10 protein-coding genes, 1 tRNA gene and 1 pseudogene are annotated in these 11,627 nt (G+C 63.6%); 8 read left to right on the forward strand and 4 right to left on the reverse strand.

Annotation, left to right across the window (positions count from 1 at the left end):
- Positions 1 to 6: 6 nt before the first annotated feature.
- The 3 genes from AC1DVR_RS16965 to AC1DVR_RS16975 are packed head-to-tail and all read left to right on the forward strand — an operon-like array spanning position 7 to position 2,072.
- A complete protein-coding gene (locus AC1DVR_RS16965) occupies positions 7 to 675 on the forward strand; it encodes an amino acid ABC transporter permease (RefSeq protein WP_478001785.1) in 669 nt (222 codons plus the stop codon).
- Positions 672 to 1,322 carry an amino acid ABC transporter permease gene (locus AC1DVR_RS16970; RefSeq protein WP_478001786.1) on the forward strand — a complete coding sequence of 217 codons (651 nt, stop codon included), beginning with the start codon at positions 672 to 674 and terminating at the stop codon, positions 1,320 to 1,322. The genes AC1DVR_RS16965 and AC1DVR_RS16970 overlap by 4 nt, the downstream gene beginning before the upstream one ends.
- Positions 1,323 to 1,331: 9 nt before the next feature.
- Positions 1,332 to 2,072, forward strand: coding sequence for an amino acid ABC transporter ATP-binding protein (locus AC1DVR_RS16975; protein WP_478001787.1), 741 nt, complete (start codon positions 1,332 to 1,334; stop codon positions 2,070 to 2,072).
- Between the two features lie 22 nt (positions 2,073 to 2,094).
- Here the strand turns inward: AC1DVR_RS16975 and AC1DVR_RS16980 are convergent, their stop codons facing one another.
- Positions 2,095 to 3,042 carry a LysR family transcriptional regulator gene (locus AC1DVR_RS16980; protein WP_478001788.1) on the reverse strand — a complete coding sequence of 316 codons (948 nt, stop codon included), beginning with the start codon at positions 3,040 to 3,042 and terminating at the stop codon, positions 2,095 to 2,097.
- A gap of 339 nt (positions 3,043 to 3,381) precedes the next feature.
- On the opposite strand from AC1DVR_RS16980, the pseudogene AC1DVR_RS16985 reads away from it, so the two are divergent.
- Positions 3,382 to 3,606, forward strand: a pseudogene (locus AC1DVR_RS16985) (integrase core domain-containing protein); the annotation flags it as partial.
- Between the two features lie 75 nt (positions 3,607 to 3,681).
- Here AC1DVR_RS16985 and AC1DVR_RS16990 read toward each other — a convergent pair.
- The 3 genes from AC1DVR_RS16990 to AC1DVR_RS17000 all read right to left on the reverse strand — a co-directional run bounded on the left by AC1DVR_RS16990 (position 3,682) and on the right by AC1DVR_RS17000 (position 6,227).
- Positions 3,682 to 3,882, reverse strand: coding sequence for a hypothetical protein (locus tag AC1DVR_RS16990; RefSeq protein WP_478001795.1), 201 nt, complete (start codon positions 3,880 to 3,882; stop codon positions 3,682 to 3,684).
- A complete protein-coding gene (locus tag AC1DVR_RS16995; protein WP_478001794.1) occupies positions 3,843 to 4,379 on the reverse strand; it encodes an SWIM zinc finger family protein in 537 nt (178 codons plus the stop codon). Before AC1DVR_RS16995 ends, AC1DVR_RS16990 begins: the two co-directional genes overlap by 40 nt.
- Before the next feature lie 276 nt (positions 4,380 to 4,655).
- Positions 4,656 to 6,227, reverse strand: a complete 1,572-nt coding sequence (locus AC1DVR_RS17000) for an RNA repair transcriptional activator RtcR family protein (RefSeq protein ID WP_478001789.1) — start codon at positions 6,225 to 6,227, stop codon at positions 4,656 to 4,658.
- Between the two features lie 174 nt (positions 6,228 to 6,401).
- Between AC1DVR_RS17000 and AC1DVR_RS17005 the strand changes: the two genes are divergently transcribed.
- The 4 genes from AC1DVR_RS17005 (at position 6,402) to AC1DVR_RS17020 (ending at position 11,395) form a co-directional block, all read left to right on the forward strand.
- A complete protein-coding gene (locus AC1DVR_RS17005) occupies positions 6,402 to 7,955 on the forward strand; it encodes a vWA domain-containing protein (RefSeq protein WP_478001790.1) in 1,554 nt (517 codons plus the stop codon).
- 775 nt (positions 7,956 to 8,730) lie between these two features.
- A tRNA-Gln gene (locus AC1DVR_RS17010) sits at positions 8,731 to 8,806 on the forward strand.
- Between the two features lie 145 nt (positions 8,807 to 8,951).
- Positions 8,952 to 9,998: a hypothetical protein gene (locus tag AC1DVR_RS17015; RefSeq protein WP_478001791.1), complete on the forward strand. Its 1,047-nt coding sequence runs from the start codon at positions 8,952 to 8,954 to the stop codon at positions 9,996 to 9,998.
- 5 nt (positions 9,999 to 10,003) lie between these two features.
- Positions 10,004 to 11,395 carry an RtcB family protein gene (locus AC1DVR_RS17020; RefSeq protein WP_478001792.1) on the forward strand — a complete coding sequence of 464 codons (1,392 nt, stop codon included), beginning with the start codon at positions 10,004 to 10,006 and terminating at the stop codon, positions 11,393 to 11,395.
- Positions 11,396 to 11,627: the final 232 nt, after the last annotated feature.

The following is an 11,627-nucleotide window of genomic DNA, read 5'->3' on the forward strand; positions in this document are numbered from 1 at the left end:
TCAGACATGGGTTACGAGCTGAATTTCAGCGCGATTGCCGCCAGCATGGGCCTGCTCCTTCACGGAGCGGGCCTGACCCTGGCGCTGACCGCGATAGCCGCGACGCTGGGCATGGCGCTCAGCATCGGCGGCGCTGCGACCCGGCGCTGGGGTCACGTCTGGGCGCAGCGCGCAGTCGGCGCCTATGTCGAACTGATCCGCAACACGCCCTTCATCGTGCAGCTGTTCTTCGTGTTCTTCGGCTTGCCCAGCCTTGGCATCAAGATGTCCGCACTTTCGGCCGCGGCCCTCGCCATGACCATCAACCTGACGGCTTACGGCATTGAAATCATGCGCGCCGGACTTGAGGCGGTGCCCCCCGGCCAGCGTGAGGCGGGGCTTTCCCTTGGCCTGTCGCCAGTGGCGGTATTTCTCTACATCACCCTGCCGCAGGCGGTGGCGGTGGTTTATCCCGCGCTCGTCAGCCAGATCATCATCACCATGCTGGAATCTGCCGTGGTCAGCCAGATCGCGGTCGTTGACCTGACGCATGTGGCCGACCTGATCCAGTCGCGCACCTACCGGGCGTTTGAAACCTATTTCGTCGTCACCCTGATCTACCTTGGCATGGCGCTGGCCCTGCGTTGGGTGTTCAACGCGGCCGGACGCCGCTACTTCGTGGGGCAGCGCACATGATCACCCTGCACCTTGGCGACGTTGTCCCCTTCCTGCTGCTGGCGGCGCGCTGGACCCTGCTTCTGTCGCTGATCGCCTTTATCGGCGGTGGCATCGGGGCCACCTTGCTGCTGCTCTGGCGCTATGGCGCGCCGAAGATCGGCGGTCGGGCAACGACGATCTACATCCAGCTTCTGCAAGGCACACCGCTTTTGCTGCAGCTGTTCCTCGTGTTCTTTGGCCTGCCGCTTCTTGGCGTCGAAGTCTCGCCGCTGATCGCCGCCGGCCTCGCGCTGACGCTTTACGCCAGCGCCTTTCTGGCCGAGATCTGGCGCGGTTGCGTTGACGCCATCCCGCGCGGCCAATGGGACGCGAGCGCCAGCCTCGGCATGAACTTCACCACGCGGATGCGCTATGTCATCCTGCCGCAGGCCTTCAAGATCGCGATCCCGCCGACCGTGGGCTTCCTGGTCCAGCTGGTGAAAAGCACCGCCCTCGCCTCGATCGTCGGCTTTGACGAGCTGACCCGGTCGGGCCAGATCGTGGCCAACGCCACCTTCAAGCCGCTGATCATCTACGCGATTGTCGCCTTGATCTACTTTGCCATCTGCTACCCGCTGACCCTCGGTTCCCGCGTGCTGGAACGTCGGCTGCGGGTCACGCGCTAGGAGCCGCACATGCCCGAAACCATGATCGAATTGCGCCACGTCGACAAATGGTACGGCGAGTTTCAGGTCTTGAAAGACATCTCGCTGACCGTGTCAAAGGGCGAACGCGTTGTGATCTGCGGCCCCTCCGGCTCTGGCAAATCCACCGTGATCCGCTGCATCAACCGGTTGGAAGAACACCAGAAAGGCCAGATCCTGGTCGAAGGCGTCGAATTGACGGCGGACAGCAAGAACATCGACCATGTGCGGCGCGAAGTTGGCATGGTGTTCCAGCAGTTCAACCTTTTCCCGCATCTGAGCATTCTCGACAACCTCACGCTGGCCCCGCGCCGAGTGCGCAAGGAGACGCGCAAACAGGCCGAAGAGCGCGCGATGGTCTATCTCAACCGGGTTCGGATCGCCGAGCAGGCGCACAAATTTCCCTCACAGCTCTCCGGCGGTCAGCAGCAGCGCGTCGCCATCGCCCGKGCGCTTTGCATGGAGCCGCATATCATGCTSTTCGACGAGCCRACCTCKGCMCTCGACCCCGARATGATCAAGGAGGTGCTGGATGTCATGGTCGAATTGGCCGAGGATCACATGACCATGATCTGCGTGACGCATGAGATGGGGTTTGCCAAGACTGTGGCCGACAAGGTCATCTTCATGGATCAAGGGAAAATCGTCGAAATCGCCCCGCCGGACGAATTCTTCTCGGCCCCGAAGAACGAGCGGACCAAACTGTTCCTGAGCCAGGTGCTGAAGCACTGACCAAAGGACCGCAGGGCAAGGATCATCCTGCCTTTGGCAGCCTGATCCTGCGCTTTGCCTCCACGGTTTGCGGGGCCACACCGTGTGCCTGGCGCAATTCCTTGAGGAACACGGAAAGCACCGGCTTCTTGGCCTCGGTTTTGCGCGTCGCAAGATAGACGGGGTTCGGATAGCCCAAGACATCGTCCAGAATTGGCCGCATCATGTCCTGTGCCACCCAGTTCTGCGCAAGATGCGCCGGAAGAAAGCCGATATAGCGGCCCGACAGGATGAAGGCCGCGACCCCCTCCATCAGATCCGCCACCGCCGCAGAGCCGAGCTTGACGCCCGGAAGCAGTTCGGGCGAGGCATAGGCGCGCCGCACGAACTGGTGGTCTTTCAGTTCGGTGACGTCAACCTCCCGGTGCTGGGCAAACAGCGGATGCCCCTGCCCGCAATAGAGAACCTGCCGTTCTTCAAAGATATTCTCGTATTCCAGATAGGGAGAATGCTCGCCGCAGGTGCCAAGCCCCAGGTCGCAGGTGCCCTCCAGCACCATCCGCTCGATCTCGGATGGAGAGATGACGCGGATCGTGATCTGAACCTCTGGCGCGGTATCATTGAATGCGGCAATCGCCCGGTGCAGCCGGCAGACGGGATTGGTGATCAGGCTGTCGACGATGCCGACCACGAGGTTGCCCGTCAGACAGTTCCGCGCCGCTCCCGCGTCGCTGCGAAACTCGTCCAGCGCCATGAACAGCCGCTGGCTCGCCTGATAGATCAGCTGCCCCCGCTCGGTCAGGCGAAACCCCGACCTCCCCCGCTCGCAAAGCCGCATGCCCAGGCGCTGCTCCAGCGAGGTCATGTGGGTGCTGATCGTCGACTGGCTGATGTTGAGGTCGATCTGGGCTGCGGAAAACCCGCCGACATCCACGACCTTGGCAAAGACCTTCAGCAGCCTGATGTCACCCTCAGAAAGATTGCTCAACATTCCGGCCACCTGCTGTCAAGAATTCAGGCCATGCTAAGTGGTCACCGCCCAATTCTCAACTGAATCGCTGGGCCGCGGACCTGGAGCCCGGCCAGATCTGCGATAACCGCCTGTTGGACGCGCTTTGAACCTGAAAAGTCGGCCAGCGCAAACGCACCAGGGATGGCCTTGCCCAACCGCCACTGGAGTGCCCCCGAAAAGTTCTCCACCAAGCGGGATCTGATGATCCCACATTTGCGGGAAACGAAGATGGCAGGCCGATCAGCAGGACTGCTGACCAATGCCGGCTGGCATGAAAACCATTATCCGGTCGTGCGTCGACCCAAGGTCAGCCATCGCTCCCGCGACCTGGACCTCTGGGCTTCTCAGCGCAGCATCACCCTGGACTTCTCAAGGCCCGGCAAACCGACGGACACTGCCTTCATCGAAGCGTTCAATGGTCGGTTCCGCGCCGAATGCCTCAACACGCCTTGGTTCCTGACACTTTCCGACCCGGCCGAAAAGTTGGAGGCTTGGCGTAGATGCCACAACGAAGAACGGCCACATGGCGCGATCCAAAACAGGTGGCATCACCAGCCCGTCACCCTGAGCAAGGTCGGAAAACTCTGCCTTCGGGGCGGTCCAGCGTTGAGGGTCGGATCAATCGCGCCGCGTCCCCTTTCGCGTCGCCGCGACCTGCCACAGGGCCGTGACGGGCAAAGCGTCCGGGTCAGCCAACAGTGCCTTGCGGGTTTTCTTGGTGGCAATCTGGCGGCGCAGGCCCGGATCGGGTGCAACACCGTCACCCCAGGCGCGCGAGATCAGAGCCAGATTGCCCAACTCGGCCACCAGCGCCTCCATGCGGGTGGCGCGGGTAAAGACTGGACGCGGGCCGGGATTTCATCACCCCGGGCGGCCAAAGCGCCCATCTTGGCATCGACCTGTCGCGCCGAAATCTGGCGGCACCGGACCGAAAGCTGCGTCAACAGTCCCGGCAAGCCCGCGCGCAACGGGTCGCTGATCCAGCCTTCCGGATCACTCAGACCGGTGCGGATCGCGGCGGTGGTATCAGCCTCCCGCTTGACCCCTTGCGCCTCTCGCCCTACCCCAGCCTTTGGGTCTAGCGCGGCACCAGCCTCGGCGACTGCCGTCGCCAGCGGTGGTCCCTGACCGACCGAGACCGCAGACGCCGTCTCTGTCTTGCGCCCGATCCATTCGCTGACCCATTGCGGCACATCGCCTTGAGCAAAAGCCGCACCACGGCTTTGCATCAGCTTCAAGGCAAGCGCATGTTTACAGGGGAGTTTGCACGACGGACACGTGCATTTGCTGCCGATGTCCGAGAGATCGGCGGCCACAAGTTAAGGGTTGGCCCCCGATCCTTGACCGACGCCTCAGATCAGATGCCCCTTTGCCGCGCCGCCCATTCCCGACCACAACGCCGGTTTCAAAAGCTGGACCGCAGCTGCCAAAGACGCCTGATCCGGCGCCATTGCCTCGACCATCTCTGGTCGGATCGCGGTCAAATGGGATTGCTTGCCCAACTGCGGCACCTCAACCACGACAGCCGGGGCTTAATCCCATGCGAGGCTGATGAGACAAGCCCAACTTGCGCAGCCCTACCATTTTCACGATTACGACCGTTGCACGCCCGCCCAGTCCAGGTCGAACCGGGCGAGGTACTTGCGCAGCCGGTCCGCATCGTTTTGGCTGGCCTTCCCGGCGCGTGAGGCGGCAAACAGGCGGCGACCAGCCGCGCTGAGGCTTGGGCACGCGCGACAGGCGCGAATGACGGCGGCCAGTTGGGCGCGGTCAAACTCGTCCAATGCATCCGGATCGGGCATGACTTCGGTCAGAAGGTCGCGGTCGCCGTCAATACCCGTCGACCGCCACTGCGCTGTCAGGGTCGCAACCTCGTCCTCCACCATCGCGAGCGTGACCCGCCCGCGTTCGGCCAGCGTACAGAGCCGGTGGATCGACGCCGCAAGGTCGCGGAAATTGCCGGTCCAGGGACTGGAGGGATCACGGGCAAAGCGCAGGTAACGGGCCATCGCATCGGCGTTGAAGCCAATGCTGCGGCCCAGGTTGCGCTCGGCCAGACCGCGCTGATGCGTGATATGGGCAGAAAGGTCGCCGCGCCGGTCGCGCAGCGGTGGCAGGCGAAACGTCCACTGATTCAGAAGCGCGAACAGGTCCGGGCGCAGACGTCTTTCCACAACCAATTCCCCAAGGTCGCGACTGGCCGAGGCGATGATCTGAAACCGGCTGGTCACCTCGCTGTCCGACCCGACCGGATAGTAGCGCCCGGTCTCAAGGGCCTGCAGCAACAAGGCCTGCGCGTCAGGTTCCAATGCGTCGATTTCGTCGAGGAACAAGACGCCGCCATCGGCCTCGCGCAGCAAACCCGCCCGCTCCGTACCCGCGATCCCCGTGACCGAGCGGCGTTGCCCAAAAAGGGTGGGCAGGGCCTGCGGGCCGCGCAGGGTCGAGCAACTGAGCTGGACAAGGCGGCCCTTGACCCGGCGGCGTTGCAATTTCAATTCATAGATCTGTTGCGCCAGATGACTTTTGCCGCAGCCCGGCTCTCCCAACAGCAGCAAGGGCGCATCGGAATGCGACGCCACGGTTTCCAGCCGATGGATCATCGTGTTGAAGTCAGGGGTAGCGCTCTCAATCCCGCCCTTCAAAAGCGAGATATTGTCGCGGCTGACCGCCTGAAACCGCTGTTGCAGGGCGTCATAGCGGGACAGGTCAAGGTCGATGACGTCCAGCGTGCCAAATGGTGTCTCCTCGCCGCGCGGCGGGCCGGTTTGCAGCAGTTTGGCCGGGATATGGCGGCTTTCCGTCAGAAGGAACCAGCAGATCTGCGCCACATGGGTGCCGGTGGTCAGATGCACGTGATAGCGTTCGCGGTCCTCGTCAAAGCCGTAGTCCTTGGCGAAGTCGAAAAGCTTGCCGTAAACCTCCTGAAAATCCCACGGGTTGGCGAGGTCCATCAGAACCAGGCGAACCTCGGTTTCGGGCGAGACGGCGGCGATGGCCTGCTGAACCCGGTGCGCCAGTGAGGCATAGCGCTGGTCATGGATCAGTTCAAAACGATCCACCGGAAACTGGGCATGCCGGGTGAGCTCGACCGAAGGCCGCCAGGAGCGATTCTTGCCCATATCCAGCTGGGTGCCGAGAAATCCGATGACCACATTACGCATAGCTTATCCCTTTGGATAAATCACGATAGCAATGGATTGCATTTTTCGGAAGCAATTTCACCGATTCGCCGAATTGACCTTGGCGATCAAGGACTTGCCCGCATTTTGCGAAAAACTTCCTCCAGGCAGCGAGATCGGGCAAAAAAGCCTCACGAAAACAAGAGGATGAAGAGGATGGCAAACAAATCCGTGTTTGCAGCGACCGTCGGGCGGTTGCTGCCCAAGGCAACCGCCCGCAACCTTGAGGGGGCGAAGGCTTATGAGTACTCCGACGCGCATGCCCTGGCGCAACTGGCGATGACCGGGACCTTTGGTCACGCCTTCTATCAGGATGCCCAAGGTCAGGTCGACCAGCTGGCCAAGCTGGCCGATGCGGTGGAGCCGGTGTTTCTGGCAAAAGCGGCCCTCCATGTCCGCGCCAAGGGCCACATGAAGGACACGCCAGCTTTTCTGCTGGCGGTTCTGGCCCGGCGCGATCCGGCATTGTTTGCCATGGTCTTTGACCGGGTGGTCGACAGCGGGCGCAAGCTGCGGACCTTTGTCCAGATCATGCGGTCCGGGCAGACGGGGCGAAAGTCGCTGGGGTCTCGGCCCAAGGCGATGGTGCAGGCCTGGCTGAACGCGGCATCCGACCGGGCGCTGCTGGCAGCCGCGGTCGGGAATGATCCGTCGCTGGCGGACGTGATCAAGATGGTTCACCCCAAGCCGGAAACCCCCGAGCGGGCGGCGTTCTATGCATGGCTGATCGGGAAACCGGCGGACATGGTTTCGCTGCCGCAAGTGGTGCGGGATTGGCTGGCCTTTCGGGCCGGTGCCACGGCAGAAGTGCCGGACGTGCCGTTCCAGATGCTGACCGACCTGCCTCTGACAGCGGAGCAATGGGCGCAGATCGCGTACAAGGGCTCGTGGCAGATGCTGCGGCAGAACCTGAACACCTTCGATCGGCATGGCGCCTTTGCCGTGCCTGGGGTGGTGGACCATGTGGCCTCGGTGCTGCGCGATCCTGCAAAGGTCAGCGCCGCACGGGTTCTGCCCTATCAGCTGATGGCGACATTGACCGCGGCAACCGAAGTTCCGGCCCCGCTGCGCGAGGCGCTGCATGACGCGATGGAGCTTGCCGTGGCCAATGTGCCCGCCTTGGCGGGGACGGTGGCGGTCTGCCCTGACGTGTCGGGCTCGATGGCGTCTGCGGTCACCGGCTATCGGCCGGGTGCCACTTCGGCGGTGCGCTGCATCGACGTGGCGGCGCTGGTCGCGGCGGCGGTTCTGCGGAAAAACCGGGGGGCGATGGTCTTGCCGTTCGAGGTGAATGTGCGGGAAACCGTGCTGGAGCCCCGGGATACCATCCTGACCAACGCGGCCAAACTGGCGGCTTTGGGCGGGGGCGGCACCAACTGCTCGGCCCCTTTGGCCTGGCTGAACGCGGCGAAGACGGCGCCGGACTTGGTGATTTTCGTGTCGGACAACCAGTCTTGGGTGGATGCCCGGAATGGGGGGCAAGCGACGGCGATGATGGCGGAATGGGCCAGGCTGAAGGCGCGGAACTCCGCGGCCAAGCTGGTCTGCATCGACATCCAGCCTTACGGCACGACCCAGGCGGCCGAACGCCCCGATGTGCTGAACATCGGCGGTTTCTCGGACGCGGTCTTCGCCCAGATCGCCGCCTTTGCGGCTGGCGAGATGGGTGCGGACCACTGGGTCGGCCAGATCGAGGCCACCCCTCTGTAACAAGGGTCCCGGCACAAGTGCCGGGGCCAGCTTGGCGAATGCCGGCGGAACTACATCGGTCGCGGGTTCGATCCCCGCCCTGCCGCAAGGTGGGTAGCTCAGTTGGTAGAGCAATGTTTCCCCAAAGTTTCGTCGCCAGGACCTCTAGCGGAAGGAATGCCTGCGGGACTACAACCTCTTCAAAACGGCGGGGTAACCCGGTGTCTCGCAACCCCTTGCCCTTCTGCACCAAACGACCCCGGCGAATGCTGGCGGAACTACAGGGAGCGCCAAGGCAACACCAGAGCGGCGCAAAGCCGCGAACGGTGTCAAGCGGGTGACTGAGCTGGTTTCACCACCCCCTCGTCGCCGGGGACTTATGCGAAACCAAACCCGGCGAATGCTGGCGGAACTACAGGGTAGAGCAGCGGGTAAAACCCCGTGTGTCGCAGGTTCGATTCCTGCCCTGCGCAAGCGGGTAGCTCAGTCAAACGTCTCGCCCCTGCCTTGTCGCCGGGAACCACGACAACCCCGGCGAATGCCGGGGGGACTACAGGTTAGAGCGCCGGGGCAACCCGGAGGGGCCGGGTTCGACTCTCGGCTTCGCGCAAGCGAATAGCTTATGATTTGTCCTCCCGATTCTGGTCGCCGGACCGGAACGACCCTCGGCGAATGCCGAAGGGACTACATGCTCCAACGGGCAACCCGAGCGGGTTCGAATCCCCTCCTTGCAGGCGTCCAACGGTGCGGACGGGGCCCCATGGTCTCTTCTCCCCTCGTCGCCGAGGGCCGCCATTGGAAGGTAGCTCAATTGGTAGAGCAACGGGTTTTGGTCCCGTGGGTTGAGGGTTCGAGCCCTTCCCTTCCAGCCAACCTACCCCCGGCGAATGCCGTGCGGCACTACAGACTGTCACTCTCGGGGTCGCGGGTTCAAGTCCCGCCACGCTTCGGCGTGTAGCTCAGTTGGATAGAGCACGACGTGTCGCCAATCCGTTGTCGCCGGGGACCTGTATGTGAGTGAATGAGATGATGATGTGGGACAAGTGGAAACGACCCAAGGCCGGTCTGACCGAGACGGCGCAACAGGATTGGCGCGGCATGCTGGCGGCTGCTTCCTTGGCCGCGACCGGGGGCAAGCGCAATGATCCGGCCTTGCGGGCATTTCGTACTTTTCTGCTGGCGCAATCGGCGGATGACTTCACCGCATTGCAGGACGAGATCGCCCTGATCGTTTCTGTGGCATGGTCGCGCAGCGCGATGAAACTTGGCGGCATCAAGGTGGAGCGCTTCCTGGCGGAGGGGCCGGATTATGCGGTCCTGTTCCTGTCGAACCGGGATGGCTGGGTGCGCGAGGCGGCGGTGCGCGCGCTGACGGTGCGGGATGCCTGCCCGTCAGTGGCACTGATGCTGCTGGCGCGCTGCAATGACTGGGTGCCGCAGGTGCGTGCTGTGGCGGATCCGAGGTTCCGCGCGGTGCTGGCGGCGCTGCCCGCCGATGCCTTGGCTCCGGTGCTGCGCCTCTTGCTCGGGCCTGCGCTGACCTGGAGGCGTTGGGACGGGGCGGCCCTTCGGGCGGGCGGCGTGCTGGACTTGCCCAACGTGCGGCGGGCTGTGCTGAATATGCTGGACCACGAGGTCTCTGGCCCCCTGGTACGGCTGTGTCGGCGGGCGATGCAATTTGCGCTGTTCGATTCCGAATGGCCCCGCCTGGCCCGTGAGGCAAGGTCGGGCGCGGTGCGTGCCGTTGCCTTGGAGGCGGTGCTGAGCGGCAAGGTCTACTGGACCGAAGGGCGCGAACGGGTTTGGGTGGATAGACCCATGGGTCTGTTCAGAACCCGGCCCCTGTGGAAGGCGCGCGAACTGGCCAAGGCAGAGCAAGTGGCGCTGCTGCGCCAAGGGGCCGGCGACGCCAGTCCTGCCGTGCGGCGGGCGGTGGCGGAGCATATGTGCCGGATGGGGCCCATGCCTGAACTGGCGGAAATGGTGGCGGCACTTCGGGGCGACAAATCGCCCTCGGTGCGGCTTAGGATGACCTATTTTGACCGGGCGTGGCCCGTGAGGTGAGCAAGATGGACGACAAGATTACCGGAACCGACCTGATCGCCTGGGGCCACCGCCCCGGCCCCACCTTTGCGGACTTGCTTGCCATGGCGGAGGCTGCCAAATCGCAAGGACTGACGGCGGAGGCGGTGCGCGCCATGCTGGAGGCCGAGAAACCTGCGCCTGTGGCGCACCTGCCCCTGCAGAACGGGCTGGCCTTTCATGCCAATATCGTGGCCGAAGATGCCGACGAGGTGCAGAATATCGCGGGCGTGTCCGAAACCATGCGCGTTCTGATGCGGACTCCCACCATCGAGGCCGGCGCGATCATGCCCGACGCCTGCCCTGCGGGCCCCGTGGGAACCATTCCGGTGGGCGGGGTTGTGGCAGCGCGCAATGCCATCCATCCGGGGATGCACTCAGCCGACATCTGCTGCTCGGTCATGATCACCGATCTGGGGCATAGTGACCCCAAGGCGGTGCTGGATGCGGCCCATGACATCACCCATTTCGGCCCGGGTGGGCGTGAGAATGGGCGGCGGTTTTCCGTCTCGCTGGACCTCTTGGACGGGTTCCGCGCCAATGGTTTCCTGAACTCGGCCAAGGCGCTGCATGTGGCGCAAAGCCATATGGGGACTCAAGGCGACGGCAACCATTTCCTGTTCGTGGGGCGGTCGCGGAAGACTGGGCGGACGGCGATGGTCACCCATCACGGATCGCGTGGGCCGGGGGCGCTGCTGTACAAGGCCGGGATGGAGGTGGCGGAGCAGTATCGCAAGGTGCTTTCCCCTGCCACGCTGAAGCAAAACGCCTGGATTCCCGCAGACACCGAAGAAGGCCGCAGCTATTGGGAGGCGTTGCAGCTGATCCGGCGCTGGACCAAGGCCAACCACAATGCGTTGCATCAGGCGGTGGTGGAGCGGCTGAAGGCGGAAACCGCGGACCGGTTCTGGAACGAGCATAACTTCGTGTTTGAACGGGACGGCCTGTACTACCACGGCAAGGGGGCAACCCCGGCGTGGAACGGTTATGCCACCGATGCCACCGGGCTGACCCTGATCCCCCTGAACATGGCCGAGCCGGTTCTGGTGGTGCGGGGAAGCGATGCCGCACATGGGCTGGGGTTTTCGCCCCACGGCGCGGGGCGCAACTTTTCGCGCACCGAACACCGGCGGCGCAATGGCGCCATGACCCCCGAAGCTATGCTGTTGGCCGAGACCAAGGGCCTCGACATCCGCTTTCATGCCGGCGCGATCGACATGTCCGAACTGCCCTCGGGCTACAAACGGGCGGAGGCCGTGGTGCGCCAGATCAAGGACTACGGTCTGGCCGAGATCGAGGATTACATCGACCCCTATGGCTGCATCATGGCGGGCGACGTGGCCCCGTTCTGGCAGACAGGCAAACGAACCCGGCGTTAGCGCCGGGTTTTCGTTTTGTGTGTGTTTCGGCGTGCAATTTTGACCCCTTAGGTAGGGTGATCGGCGTCCAATTTTGACCCCCCTGATGTTGTGTCAGACCGTCCGCTGTGATGCAGCGGGCGGAGGGGGAGTTGAAAGGGGTGGATACGATCGCGCGGGTCCGTCGGGCCTTTCACGTTCAGGGCTGGTCGGTGAAGAAGATCGTGCGGGAGCTGCACGTGTCTCGGAATAC

The sequence above is a fragment of the Rhodobacter sp. P2_H5 genome (assembly GCF_056403335.1).

Bases quoted from the DNA above. Each gene is read 5' to 3' on its own strand.
- AC1DVR_RS16965 (WP_478001785.1), top strand. From the start codon at position 7: ATGGGTTACGAGCTGAATTTCAGCGCGATTGCCGCCAGCATGGGCCTG.
- AC1DVR_RS16970 (WP_478001786.1), top strand. From the start codon at position 672: ATGATCACCCTGCACCTTGGCGACGTTGTCCCCTTCCTGCTGCTGGCG.
- AC1DVR_RS16980 (WP_478001788.1), bottom strand. From the start codon at position 3,042: ATGTTGAGCAATCTTTCTGAGGGTGACATCAGGCTGCTGAAGGTCTTT.
- AC1DVR_RS16990 (WP_478001795.1), bottom strand. From the start codon at position 3,882: ATGGAGGCGCTGGTGGCCGAGTTGGGCAATCTGGCTCTGATCTCGCGC.
- AC1DVR_RS17000 (WP_478001789.1), bottom strand. From the start codon at position 6,227: ATGCGTAATGTGGTCATCGGATTTCTCGGCACCCAGCTGGATATGGGC.
- AC1DVR_RS17005 (WP_478001790.1), top strand. From the start codon at position 6,402: ATGGCAAACAAATCCGTGTTTGCAGCGACCGTCGGGCGGTTGCTGCCC.
- AC1DVR_RS17020 (WP_478001792.1), top strand. From the start codon at position 10,004: ATGGACGACAAGATTACCGGAACCGACCTGATCGCCTGGGGCCACCGC.